The following is a 13804-nucleotide window of genomic DNA, read 5'->3' as shown; positions in this document are numbered from 1 at the left end:
GCGCCACCGAGCCGATGACCAACGCCGCCTACGCCCAGGCCGGCGCCGTCATCTGCGGCCTGCTGGGCCTGATGTTCCTATGGATGCGGGCCTGCCATCGCGACCCCGGCTCCGGTTGGTTCGCGGCCGGCTTCACGCTCGTCTGCACGATCTTCTTCTTCGACCTGCGACTGCAACCGGGCGGCACCAGCGCGCACCGTGGCGCCTCGCTGGCTGGCGCGCTGGCGGTGATGCTGCTCGGCTTCGGGCTGATCGACTTTCTCGCACCGACGCTGCGCAGGCCGATGCGCTGGCGCGTCGCGCTCGCCGCACCGCTGCTGCTGGCGATCGGCTGGCTGCCGGTCGGCCCGCTGCCGCGCGTGCTGGCGCATGCGCTGGTGGCGATGTCGCTGATCGTGATGGCGATGGCCGCCGCGTGCGCGACGCGGCGCGAGCCGGGTGCGGGCTTTCGACTCATCACGGTCGCGCTGCTGCTGCACCCCGCCTGCCTGTTCGCCTTCGTGGTGGCCGGGGTCGACCCGTACCAGCTGCGCTATCTGCTGATCGTGCCGGTGGGCGTGCTCGGCGCGACGCTGTTCGCGGTCAACCTGACCCGCTCGCGTGCCCGGCTGGAAACCGAACTCGCCGCGCGCGTGGCCGCGCAGCGCGAACTGGCCGAGCTCAATGCCTCGCTCGAGCAGCAGGTCGAGCAGCGCACGGCCGCGCTGCACGAGATCATCGAAGGTCTCGAGAGCTTCAACCGCAGCGTCTCGCACGACCTGCGCGGACCGCTGGGCGGCATCGCGCTGGCCACGCGCATGGCGGTCGAAGCCGCCGATCGCGGCGACCTGGCCGCGGTGCGGCGACTGCTCGAGCCCGTCGCCGAGCAAGCCGAGGCGCTGACGCGCCTGGTGTCCGACCTGCTGGCGCTCGCAAGGGTGGACGACGTTCGGCTCTCGCTGGCGCGCGTCGACCTGCATGCCAGCGTCGAGGAGGCGCTCGCGCAGCTGCGGCTGGGCGGCGCCGAAGCGCACTGGGTGCGCGTCGGCGCGCTGCCGACGGTCGATGCCGATCCCGGGCTCGTGCGTCAGCTGTTCGTGAACCTGCTGGGCAACGCGCTCAAGTTCTCGCGCGGCAGTCAGCCGCGCCCCGAGGTCGAGGTCGGGCTGGGCGCGCATGAGGGGCAGACCGTTGTCTACGTGCGCGACAACGGCGTGGGCTTCGACGAGAGCCACGCCGAACGGCTGTTCAAGCCCTTCCAACGCCTGCACGGCCGCGCCTTCGAGGGTCACGGCATCGGCCTGTCGATCGTGCGTCGCATCGTCGAGCGCCACGGCGGGAAGCTGTGGGTGCGCGCAGCACCTGGCCGGGGGGCGACCTTCTTCTTCAGCCTCGGTCCCGGCTCGCACGCGAGGTAAGGCGCGCCGAAGCGGCGGCGGCGCTTCCCGCTCTCCGGCGCCGAAATGAAAACGCCCGCGCGAGGCGGGCGTCTTGCGGGGCGAGGCAGCTTACTTGCTGCGGCGAAACTTGCGCAGCGCGGCGATCTGCGCCGCCATCGCGGCGAACTCGCCTTGGGCCTTGGCGAAGTCGATGTCGCTCTTGGCGTTCTTCATCGCCTCCTCGGCGATCTTCTTCGCCTCGGCGGCCTTGGCTTCGTCGAGGTCCTTGCCGCGGATCGCGGTGTCGGCCAGCACGGTCACGCGGTCGGGCTGCACCTCGAGGATGCCGCCGGCCACGAACACGAACTCCTCTTCGCCGTTGTCGGCGCGCTCGATGCGCACCGCGCCCGGCTTGATGCGCGTGATCAGCGGCGTGTGCTTGGGCAGGATGCCCAGCTCGCCGCCTTCGCCGGGCAGCGCGACGAACTTCGCCTCGCCGGAGAAGATCTGCTCTTCGGCGGAAACGACGTCGACGTGAATGGTTGCCATATCAGTTCTCCGATCCGCCGCTCGAACGGCTCAACCCAGCGGACGCCGCGGATCCGGCTTCACCGGTCCGCTGACGGCGCCCCCCTTGGGGGGAGGCGCCGCAGGCGCTTCGGGGGGTGGCCATCACTGCAGCTTCTTCGCCTTCTCGAAGGCCTCGTCAATGGTGCCGACCATGTAGAAGGCCTGCTCCGGCAGCGAGTCGCACTCGCCGTTGACGATCATCTTGAAGCCGCGGATGGTTTCCTTCAGCGGCACGTACTTGCCCGGCGAGCCGGTGAAGACTTCGGCGACGTGGAAGGGCTGCGACAGGAAGCGCTGGATCTTGCGGGCGCGCGCGACGGTGAGCTTGTCTTCCGGCGCCAGTTCGTCCATGCCCAGGATCGCGATGATGTCGCGCAGTTCCTTGTAGCGCTGCAGGATGCCTTGCACTGCACGGGTCGTGTTGTAGTGCTCCTCGCCGATGACGTTGGGGTCGATCTGGCGCGAGGTCGAGTCGAGCGGATCGACCGCCGGGTAGATGCCCAGCGAGGCGATGTCACGCGACAGCACGACGGTGGCGTCGAGGTGGGCGAAGGTCGTGGCAGGCGACGGGTCGGTCAGGTCGTCCGCCGGCACGTAGACGGCCTGGATCGAGGTGATCGAGCCGACCTTGGTCGACGTGATGCGCTCCTGCAGGCGGCCCATTTCCTCGGCCAGCGTCGGCTGATAGCCCACGGCCGACGGCATGCGGCCCAGCAGCGCGGACACCTCGGTGCCGGCGAGCGTGTAGCGGTAGATGTTGTCGACGAAGAACAGCACGTCGCGGCCCTCGTCGCGGAACGACTCGGCGATCGTGAGGCCGGTCAGCGCGACGCGCAGACGGTTGCCCGGCGGCTCGTTCATCTGGCCGTAGACCATCGACACCTTGGACTCGCCCAGGTTCTCGAGGTTGACGACGCCCGAGTCGGCCATCTCGTGATAGAAGTCGTTGCCCTCGCGGGTACGCTCACCGACGCCGGCGAACACCGACAGGCCCGAGTGCGCCTTGGCGATGTTGTTGATGAGCTCCATCATGTTGACGGTCTTGCCGACGCCGGCGCCGCCGAACAGGCCCACCTTGCCGCCCTTGGCGAACGGGCAGATCAGGTCGATGACCTTGATGCCGGTTTCGAGCAGGTCCTGCGACGGGCTCAGCTCGTCGTAGGCCGGCGCCTTGCGGTGGATCGAGGCGGTCAGCGACTGGTCGACCGGACCGCGCTCGTCGATCGGATTGCCCAGCACGTCCATGATGCGGCCGAGCGTGGCGGGGCCGACCGGCACCGTGATCGGCGCACCGGTGTTCTTGACCTCGATGCCACGGCGCAGGCCTTCCGACGAGCCGAGCGCGATGGTGCGCACGACGCCGTCGCCGAGCTGCTGCTGGACTTCCAGCGTCAGGGCCGAGCCCTCCATCTTGAGGGCGTCGTAGACGTGCGGCATCTGGTCGCGCGGGAACTCCACGTCCACCACGGCGCCGATGCACTGAACGATCTTGCCCACGGCTTGAGTGTTCGACATCTTTCGTTCCTTCAGTATCTGTAATCGTTGCGCGTCAGCCGCCGATCGCGGCAGCGCCGCTGACGATCTCGGCCAGTTCCTTCGTGATGCCGGCCTGGCGGGTCTTGTTGTAGACCAGCTTGAGCTCGTTGATCACGTTGCCTGCGTTGTCGGTCGCGGCCTTCATCGCGACCATGCGCGCCGACTGCTCGGACGCCATGTTCTCGGCCACGGCCTGGTAGACCAGTGCCTCGACGTAGCGCACCAGCAGCTCGTCGATGACGGTCTTGGGGTCCGGCTCGTAGAGGTAGTCCCAGGCGTGCGCGCCGGCCTCGACTTGCATGCGTTCGGCGGACAGCGGCAGCAGCTGCTCGACCACCGGCTCCTGCTTCATCGTGTTGATGAAACGGGTGTAGCAGAGGTAGACGGCGCTGAGCTTGCCCTCCGAGTACGCGTCGAGCAGCACCTTGACCGGGCCGATCAGCTTCTCGAGATGCGGCGCGTCGCCCAGCTGCGTGACCTGCGAGACCACCTTGGCGCCCACGCGGTTCAGGAAGCCCAGGCCCTTGCTGCCGATCGCCACCGCCTGCGACTTCACGCCCTCGCCCTCGAGCTCCTTGAGCTTCTGGGTGACGGCGCGCAGCACGTTGGTGTTCAGGCCGCCGCACAGGCCCTTGTCCGTCGTGACGACCACGAAGCCGGCCACCTTGGCCGCTTCGGGGTCGGCCTTGATGAACGCGTGGGTGTACTCGGGATTCGCCTGCGCGAGGTGGCTGGTGATGGTGCGCACCTTCTCGGCGTAGGGCCGGGCCGAGCGCATGCGGTCCTGCGCCTTGCGCATCTTCGAAGCCGCGACCATTTCCATGGCCTTGGTGATCTTCTTGGTGTTCTCGACGCTCTTGATCTTGCCGCGGATTTCCTTGCCGGCTGCCATGCAGAGCTCCTTTCAGATGAGAGTCGCTACGGGGCCTCGCGCGTCCTGCGAAAGGCCCCAGGCAGATCAGGCGAAGGTCTTCTTGAACGCGGCGATCGCGCCCGACAGCTCTTCCTCGGCGGCCTTGTCCATCGCCTTGTCCTGCTCGAGCTTGGCGAGCAGCGCGGCGTGGCTGGTCTTGAGGAACTGATGCAGGCCCGATTCGAACGCGAGCACCTTCTTGACGTCGACGTCGTCGAGGAAGCCCTTGTTCACGGCGAACAGCGACGCGGCCATCAGGCTGATGGGCAGCGGCGAGTACTGCGGCTGCTTGAGCAGTTCGGTCACGCGCGCGCCGCGGTCCAGCTGCTTGCGGGTCGCGTCGTCGAGGTCGGAGGCGAACTGCGCGAACGCGGCCAGCTCGCGGTACTGCGCGAGGTCGGTGCGGATGCCGCCCGACAGGCTCTTGATCAGCTTGGTCTGCGCGGCACCGCCCACGCGCGACACCGAGATGCCGGCGTTGATCGCGGGACGCACGCCGGCGTTGAACAGGTTGGTCTCGAGGAAGATCTGGCCGTCGGTGATCGAGATCACGTTGGTCGGCACGAACGCGGACACGTCGCCGGCCTGCGTCTCGATGATCGGCAGCGCGGTCAGCGAGCCGGTCTTGCCCTTCACTTCACCCTTGGTGAACGCCTCGACGTACTCGGCGTTCACGCGCGCGGCGCGCTCGAGCAGGCGGCTGTGCAGGTAGAACACGTCGCCGGGATAGGCTTCGCGGCCCGGCGGGCGGCGCAGCAGCAGCGAGATCTGGCGGTAGGCGACGGCCTGCTTGGACAGGTCGTCATAGATGATCAGCGCGTCCTGGCCGCGGTCGCGGAAGTACTCGCCCATCGTGCAGCCGGAGTAGGCCGACACGTACTGCATCGCGGCCGACTCGGAAGCCGAGGCGGCGACGACGATGGTGTAGTCCATCGCGCCGTTGGCCTCGAGCGCACGCACCACGTTCTTGATCGACGACGCCTTCTGGCCGATGGCGACGTAGACGCAGAACATGTTCTGGCCCTTCTGGCTGATGATCGTGTCGACCGCCACCGCCGTCTTGCCGGTCTGGCGGTCGCCGATGATCAGCTCGCGCTGGCCGCGGCCCACGGGCACCATCGAGTCGATCGACTTCAGGCCGGTCTGCACCGGCTGGTCCACCGACTTGCGCGCGATCACGCCCGGCGCGACCTTCTCGATCACGTCGGTCATCTTGGCGTTGATCGGGCCCTTGCCGTCGATCGGCTGGCCCAGCGCGTTGACGACACGGCCGACCAGCTCGGGGCCGACCGGCACTTCCAGGATGCGGCCGGTGCACTTGACCGTGTCGCCTTCGGAGATGTGCTCGTATTCGCCCAGGATCACCGCGCCGACGGAGTCGCGCTCGAGGTTGAGCGCGAGGCCGAAGGTCGGCTGGCCGCTCTTGTCCGCGGGGAACTCGAGCATCTCGCCGGCCATCACGTCCGACAGGCCGTGGACGCGGCAGATGCCGTCGGTCACCGAGATCACGGTGCCTTGGTTGCGGATGTCCGCGCCGGCGCCGAGGCCCTCGATGCGGCTCTTGATCAGTTCGGAAATTTCAGCGGGATTCAGTTGCATCGCTTGCTCCCAGTCGCTCGGACCGTGCCGCGCACAGCGCAGCGGGATGATTCTTGGCTCGTCGTCGGCTTGGTCGTCAGGCCGTCAGCGCGACCTTCATGCGTTCGAGGCGGGCCTTGACCGAGGTGTCGAGCACCTCGTCGCCGACCACGACGCGCACGCCGCCGATCAGCGAAGGCTCGGTCTCGACCGTGATCGCGAGCTTGCGGCCGAAGCGCTTCTCGAGCGTGGCGCTCAGCTCGGCGAGCTGGGCGGCCTCGATCGGGAAGGCGCTGTAGACCGTGGCGTCGGCAACGCCCGAGCCGGCATTGACCAGCGCGTGCGCCTGCGCGGCGATCTCGGGCAGCGCCTCGAGGCGGCCGTTCTCGATCACGGCGTCGAGCAGATTGCGCACGCCGGCGGCCGGGCTCACCTTGGCCACCGAGACCAGCAGCTCGGCCACCTGGGCCGCCTGGGCCTTCGGGTGGTTGGCGAACTGCAGCAGCTGCGCGTCGGCGGCAACGGCGGCCAGCGCCTGCACCTGGGCGACCCAGGCAGCGGCTTCAGCCTTCGGGGCCGCCTCGACCAGCGCCTCGGCGTAGGGACGTGCGATCGTTGCCAGCTCGGCCATGTCAGAGCTCCGTCTTCAGGCGCGTCAGCAGCTCGGCGTGGACGCCGGCATTGACTTCCTTGCGCAGGATCTGCTCGGCGCCCTTCACGGCCAGCGCGGCGACTTGCTCGCGCAGCGCCTCGCGGGCCTGCACCGTCTGCTGCTCGGCTTCGGCCTTCGCGGCGGCGACGATCTTGGCCGCCTCGTCCTCGGCGCGCTTCTTGGCCTCGTCGATGATGGCCTGGGCGCGCTTCTCGGCGTCGGCGATGCGCTTGGCGTTCTCGTCGCGCGTGGCGGCGAGCTGCTCGTCGACACGCTTGTTCGCGTTCGCGAGTTCAGCCTTGGCGCGATCGGCGGCGGCCAGGCCGTCGGCGATCTTCTGAGCCCGCTCGTCCAGCGCCTTGGTGATCGGCGGCCAGATGAAGCGCATGGTGAACCACACGAGGACCGCGAAGACGATCGCCTGCAGGAACAGGGTTGAGTTGATGTTCACTTAGACGATCCTTTCGGTCGTGAAAGGGTCGAGGCGAATCAGGCCAGGACGAACGGGTTCGCGAAGGCGAACAGCAGCGCGATGGCCACGCCGATCAGGAACGCGGCGTCGATCAGACCGGCCAGGATGAACATCTTGGTCTGCAGCTCGTTCATCAGCTCCGGCTGGCGAGCCGACGACTCCAGGAACTTGCCGCCCATCAGCGCGATGCCGATCGACGCGCCGATGGCGCCCAGACCGACGATCAGACCGCAAGCCAGCGCGACGAGGCCGAGGATGTTTTCCATGTTTGCTCCTAGCAGGAAGAAAGGTTGGTTTGGGGAAAAGAAAACGAGGGAACGGGGTGCCGGGATCAGTGCGCGTCGTGCGCCTGGCCGGTGTAGATCAGCGTCAGCATCATGAAGATGAACGCCTGCAGCGTGATGATCAGGATGTGGAACAGCGTCCACACCGTGCCGGCCACCACGTGACCGAAGCCGAGCCAGAAGCCGCCCGACAGCGGATTGAAGTTCCAGGCCCAGATGCCGCCCATCAGGGCGATGAGCATGAACACGAGCTCGCCGGCGAACATGTTGCCGAACAGTCGCATGCCGTGAGAGACCGTCTTCGCGAGGAATTCGATCATCTGCATCAGGAAGTTGAACGGCCACAGCAGCGGGTGCGCGCCGAACGGAGCACTGATCAGTTCGTGGCCCCAGCCGCCCAGGCCCTTGATCTTGATGTTGTAGAACAGGCACAGCACCAGCACCGAGCACGACAGGCCCAGCGTGGTCGACAGGTCGGCCGTCGGCACGACGCGCATGTAGTCCTTGAAGCCCAGCGCGGGGCCGGCCGCATGCCAGATGCCCGGCAGCAGGTCCACCGGCAGCATGTCCATGAAGTTCATCAGGAAGATCCAGACGAACACGGTCAGCGCCAGCGGCGAAACGAGCTTGCGGCTCTTGGCGTTGTGGATCACGCCCTTGGCCTGGTTCTCGACCATCTCGGCGAGGATCTCCACCGCGGCCTGGAAACGGCCCGGCACGCCGGAGGTGGCGCGGCGCGCGGCGCGCCACATCAGGAAGCAGCCCAGGGCGCCGAGGATGATCGAATAGAACAGCGAGTCCAGGTTGAACACGCCGAAGTCGACGATCGAATGCTGCGTGACGCTCTGGAAGGAGAAGTCCTTCTGGAGGTGATGCAGGTGGTGCTGGATGTACTCGCTGGCGGTCGGGGCGTGTGCGTCGGCGGCCATGTTCGGGTCTCGTTCGTCTCAACCGTTGTTTTTCACGCGGCCCTGCCAGCGCAGAGCCCACCAATTCACTTGCAGGCACGCGATCAGCGTGGCCAGCATCGCCGGCCAGTGCAGCCCCCGCGCACCCAGCGCCAACCCCAGCAACAGGGTCAGCGCCAAGAAGATCTTCACAGCCTCCCAGACCCAGAAGCCGGCGAGGATCGCGCCGGCCGAGGCCCCGGACAGCCGGGCCATGCCGCGAGCCATCAAGGCTCCCGGCAGCACCACGACGGCCGCGCCCGCAAGCGCCGACCAGGCTGCCTCGCCACGCCCCACCAGCAGCCACGCGAGCGCAGCGCCGATCAGGCCGACCACGGCTTGCGCCGCGACCACCCGCCAGGGCGAGACCTGCGGGTTCGCCGCCCGCCAAGCCTGCGCCTCGTGGGCAGTCAGGGGCTTGAAAGGCAGCTCGCTGTCCGCAGCTTCATCATCCTCGCGTGGCGCTCTCGGTTGGGCGGGCATCGCGAATCAGGTCCGGCGGCGGCAAAGCCTCGGGATTGTACGTGATTACCCGCAGCGCCCAGCCAGGGCCGCCGCGGGTGCTGTTGCGCGCCTCAGCCAGTTGACTCGCGTCGGCATTGACGCCGGACGCGTTCGCTATGTAGACGTCAATAGGCGTGCGTGCCGGCCGCGAGCGAATGCACCAGAGCGGGGTCGGTGCCCTGCAAGGCCGCGAGCGCCTTCTGTGCAGCGTTGACGAGCAGGCCCAGATCGGAGCCGAGGCCGACGAAGTCAAAGCCCGCCGCGCGTGCCTGCGCGGCCAGCTCGGCCGTCGCGGCCAGCGTGCCGATCGGCTTGCCGATCGCCCGCGCGCGGGCCGCCGCATCGCCCAGCGCCGCGCGCACGTCGGCATGCGAGCTCTCGCCCAGATGGCCCATGCTGGCCGCCAGGTCGGCCGGGCCGATGAACAGCGCGTCGATGCCGTCGACGTCGGCGATCTCCTCGAGCCGGGTCAGCGCCAGCGCCGATTCGAGCTGGACGATCAGCGCGATGCCCGCATCGGCTTCCTTGATCCGCTCGTGCTGGGTGCCGAAGCGCGTCGCGCGGCTCATGCCGGAGACGCCGCGCACGCCGGCTGGCGGATAGCGTGTCGCAGCCACCGCGCGCCGCGCCTCGGCGGCGTCCTGCACGAAGGGAACCATCACCGTGGTCGCCCCGGCGTCGAGCACGCGCTTGAAGTCGACCGGCTCGTTCCACGGCACGCGCACGATCGGCACCGTCTTGGTCGAGGCCATTGCCTGCAGCACCGCGACGACGCCCGGCAGCTCGAGCGGCGAGTGCTCCATGTCGATCACTGCCCAGTCGAAGCCGGCACAGCCGATGGCCTCGGCGACCATCGGGCTGGCCGACATGATCCAGGTGCCCAGCGGAACGCGCTGGTGCGGCACGCGATGGACCTCGCTGACGCGGTGGGTCAGCGGGTGCAGCAGCTGGCGGAATGCGTTCATCGTCGCGGCTCCTCGATACAGGCGCGACGCGATCGGCCTTTCAGTACTTGGTCGTCGGGCCGTCCAGCGACACGCGCAGGTAGTGTGCGCCCGGAATCGGGTTGAAGTAATAGGGCTCGGTCTCCTCGAAGCCGAGCGAGGCGTAGAGCTCGCGCGCCGCTTCCATGTCGTCGAGCGTGTCGAGCAGCATGTGCGAGTAGCCGGCCTGGCGCGCCAGGTCGATCAGCGTCTCGGCCAGCTGGCGCCCGAGGCCGAAGCGGCGAAACGCCCGGCGCACGTAAAGGCGCTTCATCTCGCAGGCATTGGGCAGGTCGGCATCGGGCAGTGGGCGCATCGCGCCGCAGCCGGCCAGCGCGCCGTCGCACCAGGCCAGCAGCAGCGCGCCGCGCGGTGCGGCATAGGCACCGGGCAGCTCGGCCAGTTCGGTCTCGAAACCCTGGAAGCACAGGTCGACGCCCAGCGCGTCGGCGTACTCGCGAAACAGCTCGCGCGCCGCATCGAGGTCGGCAGGATCTTCGGGAGCGCGAAGGAGGATCTCGGGGGTGTCCATGCAGGGGCACGACGCTGCGTGCAGGCGGCCGCAGCCGCCTTTATACCGGCGATGCGAACCCGAGCACGACGCGCCGCGTCATCGCCGACTTCTTCTCGATCTTGGTCACCACGACGTCGCCGACCTCGCTGGTGTTGCCGACATGCGTGCCGCCGCAGGGCTGGAGGTCGACGCCTTCGACCTCCAGCAGCCGCACGCGGCCGCTGCCGCGCGGCGGCTGCACGCTCATGCTGCGCACCAGCTGCGGGTTGGCATCCAGTTCGGCGTCGCTGATCCAGCGATGTCGCACCGCGTGCGCCTCGGCGACCAGGCGCGCGATGCCGGCGCTCAGCGCCTCCTTGTCGAGCGGCTCGGCGGTGTGGAAGTCCAGCCGCGCGTAGCCGGCGGTGATCGAGCAGCCGTCGACGGGATGCGGCACCAGCGCGCACAGCAGGTGCGTCGCGGTGTGGAAGCGCATGTGCGCGCGACGGCGCTCGGCATCGATCTCGGCGCTCAACGCGAGCGGCAGCGCCGCGGCCAGTTCGGCAAGCAGCGCCTCCTGGCCGGCAGCCGGCACATGCAGCAGCCGCGGCGGGTTCGCTTCGTCGCCGCGCGACTTGCGCGTGTCGGCGATCGCGATCGCGCGGCCGTCGGCCAGCAGCAGGCGGCCGCCATCGCCGGCCTGGCCGCCGCCTTGCGGATAGAACACCGTGCGGTCGAGCACCAGCCCCTCGGGCAGGATCTCGACCAGGCGGGCCTCGCAGCGCAGCAGCGTCGCATCCTCGCGAAACAGTTCTTCGGTAGCGCTCATGATAGGCAGCGTAGCGTGACGAGGCCGGCAGGGCACTGCAACGACGCGACCAGCCCCTCGGCGCCGGCCTCGAAGCCGACGAGCGCGACGCCGGCGGCCGGCAGCGCATCCCAGGGATGGACCGCGCCCCATTCGATCAGCGTCGGCAGCGGCAGGTCGCGCGCGCCGTCGTGGCGCACCGCGATGCGCCAGCGCAGCAGGCCGTTCGGCGTCTCGCGCGACGCCGCGAGGATGCGCCCGCCATCGTGGCCGGCGCGCGCCCGTTCGGCCAGCGCCGCCTCGAGGTCCGGCGTGCGCGCGACCCAGTGCACGAGCTGCGGCCCGTACTCGCGCAGGCGCGACTGCAGGCACTCGTCGTCGAGATCGAACCAGCGCGCCCGCCCCGGCGGCGGCGCCTCGGGGTCGATCGCGATGATCTCCAGGTAGGCGCGCGGCCAGGTCTCGCCGTCGAGCCGCAGCAGGCGGTTGTGCGTGCTCATCAGGGCGTGTCGGCCGCCGGCGGCAGGCGTCACGCCCAGCACCGCCTCGCACCACGCCACGCCGTCGGCCAGCGTGGGCGCGGCGACGACGAGGTGGTCGAGCTCGAGCATCGGCATCACGGCGGCGTCACAGCAGCATCACAGCGTCAGCGTGCCCTCGATGCAGCGCACGCAATCGCCGCCGATCCAGAGGTCCTCGCCGTCGCGGTCCACGTGCACGCGCCCCGCGCGGCCCATCGCCGTGCCCTGGCTCGCGACATAGCTCGACGGCGCGCGCCCGCTGCCGACCAGCCACTGCGCCAGGCCGGCGTTGAGGCTGCCGGTCACCGGATCCTCCGGGATGCCGAGCGACGGCACGAAGGCGCGCACCTCGAAGGCGCAGCGCTCGCCGTTCACGCCCTCGGCCGGCCACGGCGCGACGACGCCGACCTCGAGCGGCTTCATCGCCTCGAAGTCGGGCGCCAGCGCGAGCACCTCGTCGCGCGAGCCGAGCATCACCGCGAGCCAGCCCGGGCCGTTGTCGACCCAGGCCGCCGCGCGGATCGCCTGCGGCTCGATGCACAGCGCGCGCGCCACCTTGGCCAGCGTTTCGGCATCGATGTCACCGCTGCGCTTGAGCGGCGGCGCGGCGAACGCGAGCCGCGCGCCGTCGCGTCGCACGCGCACCAGGCCGACGCCGCACTCCTGAACGACCACCTCGCCCTTCGGCTGGCCGCCCGCGGCCAGCCATGCGTGGCAGCTGCCCAGCGTCGGGTGGCCGGCGAACGGAAGTTCGCGCTCGGGCGTGAAGATACGCAGCCGGTAGTCGGCCTTCGGGTCGGTCGGCGGCAGCAGGAAGGTCGTCTCGCTGAGGTTGGTCCAGCGCGCGTAGGCGGCCATCTGCGCGTCGCTCAGGCCCTGGGCGTCGTGCACGACGGCGACCGGATTGCCGGTCAGCGCGGTCGCGGTGAAGACGTCGACGACAGTGGTGCGGTGTTGGCTCATGGCTTTGGGGTCTCGATCAGGCGGCGCGCTTGACCACATCGCCCAGCGTCTGCGCCAGCGCGGCGATGCCGGCCTCGATCTGCTGCGGCGACACGGTCACGAACGACAGGCGCAGCGTGTTCGCGCGCGCAGCGCCCGGGAAGAACGGCGCGCCGGGCACGAAGGCCACGCCGCGCTCGACGGCCTTGGGCAGCAGCGCCATCGCGTCGATGTCGGCCGGCAGCTCGAGCCAGAAGAACATGCCGCCGCGCGGCTGCGTCCACTGCGCCAGGCCGCCGAGGTGCTTGCCGAGCGCGGCCTGCATCGCGTCGCGCTGGAGCTTGTAGCGCGCGCGGATGGTCGGGATGTGGCGCTCGAGGAAGCCGTTCTCGATCACCGCATGCACCACGCGCTGGTTGAACGACGGCGTGTGCAGGTCGGCCGCCTGCTTGGCCTGCAGCAGCTTGGCATACAGCGCCTGCGGCGCGAGCACGAAGCCCAGACGCAGACCGGGCGCCAACACCTTGGAGAAGCTGCCGAGGTAGACCGCGGCATCGGCCGCGGCGCGCGCGGCCAGCGGTGCCGGCGGCGGCGCGTCGTACCAGAGCTCCCCGTAGGGGTTGTCTTCGACCAGCGGCACGCCGGCTTCGGCCGCGGCGGCGACGATGGCATCGCGCCGCGCATCGCCGACGCAGCGGCCGCTCGGGTTCTGGAAGTTGGGCAGCAGGTAGGCGAAGCGCGCACCGCGCGCGGCCGCGAAGGCCTCCGGACGCGCGCCCTCGTCGTCGCCGGCCAGCGCCTCGACCGCCGGCTCGTAGGGCGCGAAGGCCTGCAGCGCACCGAGGTAGGTGGGCGATTCGACCGCGACGCGCGAGCCGGCGTCGATCATCACCTTGCCGACCAGATCGAGCCCTTGCTGCGAGCCGGTGGTGATCAGCACGCGCTGCGCGTCGGCGTGCGCGATGCCTTGCGCCTGGAGCTGTTGCGCCACCCACTCGCGCAGCGGGCCGAAGCCTTCGCTGGCGGCGTACTGCAGCGCCTCGCGCGGCGTGTCGCGCAGCACGCGCGCGCTGGCGTCGCGCAGCACCTCGATCGGAAAGGTGTCGGGCGAGGGCAGGCCGCCGGCCAGCGAGATCACGCCGGGCTGTTCGGTCAGCTTGAGGATCTCGCGGATCACCGAGGGGTTCATCCGCTGCGCACGCTGCGCGAGGGTCCAGTTCGTCATGGCATTCACTTCACGTCA

General features: G+C 69.6%; 16 protein-coding genes. 1 reads left to right on the top strand and 15 read right to left on the bottom strand.

Annotated elements, in window-relative coordinates; genetic code table 11:
- The first annotated feature begins 14 nt into the window (after positions 1-14).
- Positions 15-1397 (top strand): sensor histidine kinase, encoded by a 1383-nt coding sequence (locus tag ACO2TI_RS18145; RefSeq protein WP_423286559.1) that lies wholly within the window; start codon positions 15-17, stop codon positions 1395-1397.
- Between the two features lie 90 nt (positions 1398-1487).
- On the opposite strand, the gene ACO2TI_RS18140 is transcribed toward ACO2TI_RS18145, so the two are convergent.
- From ACO2TI_RS18140 to ACO2TI_RS18070, 15 genes are all read right to left on the bottom strand, one after another.
- Positions 1488-1907, bottom strand: coding sequence for a F0F1 ATP synthase subunit epsilon (locus ACO2TI_RS18140; protein WP_423286557.1), 420 nt, complete (start codon positions 1905-1907; stop codon positions 1488-1490).
- A gap of 123 nt (positions 1908-2030) precedes the next feature.
- Positions 2031-3443: a F0F1 ATP synthase subunit beta gene (gene atpD, locus ACO2TI_RS18135; RefSeq protein WP_423286556.1), complete on the bottom strand. Its 1413-nt coding sequence runs from the start codon at positions 3441-3443 to the stop codon at positions 2031-2033.
- 34 nt (positions 3444-3477) lie between these two features.
- Entirely contained in the window at positions 3478-4356 is an 879-nt protein-coding gene (atpG, locus tag ACO2TI_RS18130; RefSeq protein WP_423286555.1) for a F0F1 ATP synthase subunit gamma, read from the bottom strand.
- Positions 4357-4422: 66 nt separating this feature from the next.
- Complete coding sequence (gene atpA, locus ACO2TI_RS18125) at positions 4423-5976, bottom strand: F0F1 ATP synthase subunit alpha (protein WP_423286553.1); 1554 nt, start codon at positions 5974-5976, stop codon at positions 4423-4425.
- Between the two features lie 76 nt (positions 5977-6052).
- Entirely contained in the window at positions 6053-6586 is a 534-nt protein-coding gene (locus ACO2TI_RS18120; RefSeq protein WP_423286551.1) for a F0F1 ATP synthase subunit delta, read from the bottom strand.
- Position 6587: 1 nt separating this feature from the next.
- Positions 6588-7058, bottom strand: a complete 471-nt coding sequence (locus tag ACO2TI_RS18115) for a F0F1 ATP synthase subunit B (protein ID WP_423286549.1) — start codon at positions 7056-7058, stop codon at positions 6588-6590.
- A gap of 38 nt (positions 7059-7096) precedes the next feature.
- The gene (gene atpE, locus ACO2TI_RS18110; protein WP_035603606.1) at positions 7097-7345 is read right to left on the bottom strand and encodes a F0F1 ATP synthase subunit C; all 249 of its coding nucleotides are present in this window, start codon (positions 7343-7345) and stop codon (positions 7097-7099) included.
- Positions 7346-7410: 65 nt separating this feature from the next.
- Entirely contained in the window at positions 7411-8292 is an 882-nt protein-coding gene (gene atpB / locus ACO2TI_RS18105) for a F0F1 ATP synthase subunit A (protein ID WP_423286547.1), read from the bottom strand.
- An 18-nt stretch (positions 8293-8310) separates the two neighbouring features.
- A complete protein-coding gene (locus ACO2TI_RS18100; protein ID WP_423286546.1) occupies positions 8311-8793 on the bottom strand; it encodes an ATP synthase subunit I in 483 nt (160 codons plus the stop codon).
- 146 nt (positions 8794-8939) lie between these two features.
- On the bottom strand, positions 8940-9779 hold the full coding sequence (locus ACO2TI_RS18095; RefSeq protein ID WP_423286545.1) for an HpcH/HpaI aldolase family protein: 840 nt from the start codon (positions 9777-9779) through the stop codon (positions 8940-8942).
- A 40-nt stretch (positions 9780-9819) separates the two neighbouring features.
- Positions 9820-10329, bottom strand: coding sequence for a GNAT family N-acetyltransferase (locus ACO2TI_RS18090; RefSeq protein ID WP_423286544.1), 510 nt, complete (start codon positions 10327-10329; stop codon positions 9820-9822).
- Between the two features lie 40 nt (positions 10330-10369).
- Positions 10370-11119, bottom strand: a complete 750-nt coding sequence (locus tag ACO2TI_RS18085) for an alanyl-tRNA editing protein (RefSeq protein ID WP_423286542.1) — start codon at positions 11117-11119, stop codon at positions 10370-10372.
- Positions 11116-11715, bottom strand: coding sequence for a VOC family protein (locus ACO2TI_RS18080; protein WP_423286541.1), 600 nt, complete (start codon positions 11713-11715; stop codon positions 11116-11118). Before ACO2TI_RS18080 ends, ACO2TI_RS18085 begins: the two co-directional genes overlap by 4 nt.
- A 21-nt stretch (positions 11716-11736) precedes the next feature.
- Positions 11737-12582 carry a PhzF family phenazine biosynthesis protein gene (locus ACO2TI_RS18075; protein ID WP_423286539.1) on the bottom strand — a complete coding sequence of 282 codons (846 nt, stop codon included), beginning with the start codon at positions 12580-12582 and terminating at the stop codon, positions 11737-11739.
- 16 nt (positions 12583-12598) lie between these two features.
- Positions 12599-13786 carry a PLP-dependent aminotransferase family protein gene (locus tag ACO2TI_RS18070; RefSeq protein WP_423286537.1) on the bottom strand — a complete coding sequence of 396 codons (1188 nt, stop codon included), beginning with the start codon at positions 13784-13786 and terminating at the stop codon, positions 12599-12601.
- Between the last annotated feature and the right edge of the window lie 18 nt (positions 13787-13804).

The sequence above is a fragment of the Caldimonas sp. KR1-144 genome (assembly GCF_049446155.1).
GTDB lineage: Bacteria > Pseudomonadota > Gammaproteobacteria > Burkholderiales > Burkholderiaceae_C > Rivibacter.
Note: the sequence above shows the minus strand (reverse complement) of the source record. Positions and strands in the feature narration are given on the sequence as shown.

Coding starts and splice junctions, on each gene's coding strand:
- ACO2TI_RS18075 (WP_423286539.1), bottom strand. CDS start 12,582: ATGAGCCAACACCGCACCACTGTCGTCGACGTCTTCACCGCGACCGCG.
- atpE (WP_035603606.1), bottom strand. CDS start 7,345: ATGGAAAACATCCTCGGCCTCGTCGCGCTGGCTTGCGGTCTGATCGTC.
- ACO2TI_RS18080 (WP_423286541.1), bottom strand. CDS start 11,715: ATGCCGATGCTCGAGCTCGACCACCTCGTCGTCGCCGCGCCCACGCTG.
- atpB (WP_423286547.1), bottom strand. CDS start 8,292: ATGGCCGCCGACGCACACGCCCCGACCGCCAGCGAGTACATCCAGCAC.
- ACO2TI_RS18120 (WP_423286551.1), bottom strand. CDS start 6,586: ATGGCCGAGCTGGCAACGATCGCACGTCCCTACGCCGAGGCGCTGGTC.
- ACO2TI_RS18140 (WP_423286557.1), bottom strand. CDS start 1,907: ATGGCAACCATTCACGTCGACGTCGTTTCCGCCGAAGAGCAGATCTTC.
- atpG (WP_423286555.1), bottom strand. CDS start 4,356: ATGGCAGCCGGCAAGGAAATCCGCGGCAAGATCAAGAGCGTCGAGAAC.
- ACO2TI_RS18090 (WP_423286544.1), bottom strand. CDS start 10,329: ATGGACACCCCCGAGATCCTCCTTCGCGCTCCCGAAGATCCTGCCGAC.
- ACO2TI_RS18085 (WP_423286542.1), bottom strand. CDS start 11,119: ATGAGCGCTACCGAAGAACTGTTTCGCGAGGATGCGACGCTGCTGCGC.
- atpA (WP_423286553.1), bottom strand. CDS start 5,976: ATGCAACTGAATCCCGCTGAAATTTCCGAACTGATCAAGAGCCGCATC.
- ACO2TI_RS18145 (WP_423286559.1), top strand. CDS start 15: ATGACCAACGCCGCCTACGCCCAGGCCGGCGCCGTCATCTGCGGCCTG.
- ACO2TI_RS18070 (WP_423286537.1), bottom strand. CDS start 13,786: ATGACGAACTGGACCCTCGCGCAGCGTGCGCAGCGGATGAACCCCTCG.
- ACO2TI_RS18100 (WP_423286546.1), bottom strand. CDS start 8,793: ATGCCCGCCCAACCGAGAGCGCCACGCGAGGATGATGAAGCTGCGGAC.
- atpD (WP_423286556.1), bottom strand. CDS start 3,443: ATGTCGAACACTCAAGCCGTGGGCAAGATCGTTCAGTGCATCGGCGCC.
- ACO2TI_RS18095 (WP_423286545.1), bottom strand. CDS start 9,779: ATGAACGCATTCCGCCAGCTGCTGCACCCGCTGACCCACCGCGTCAGC.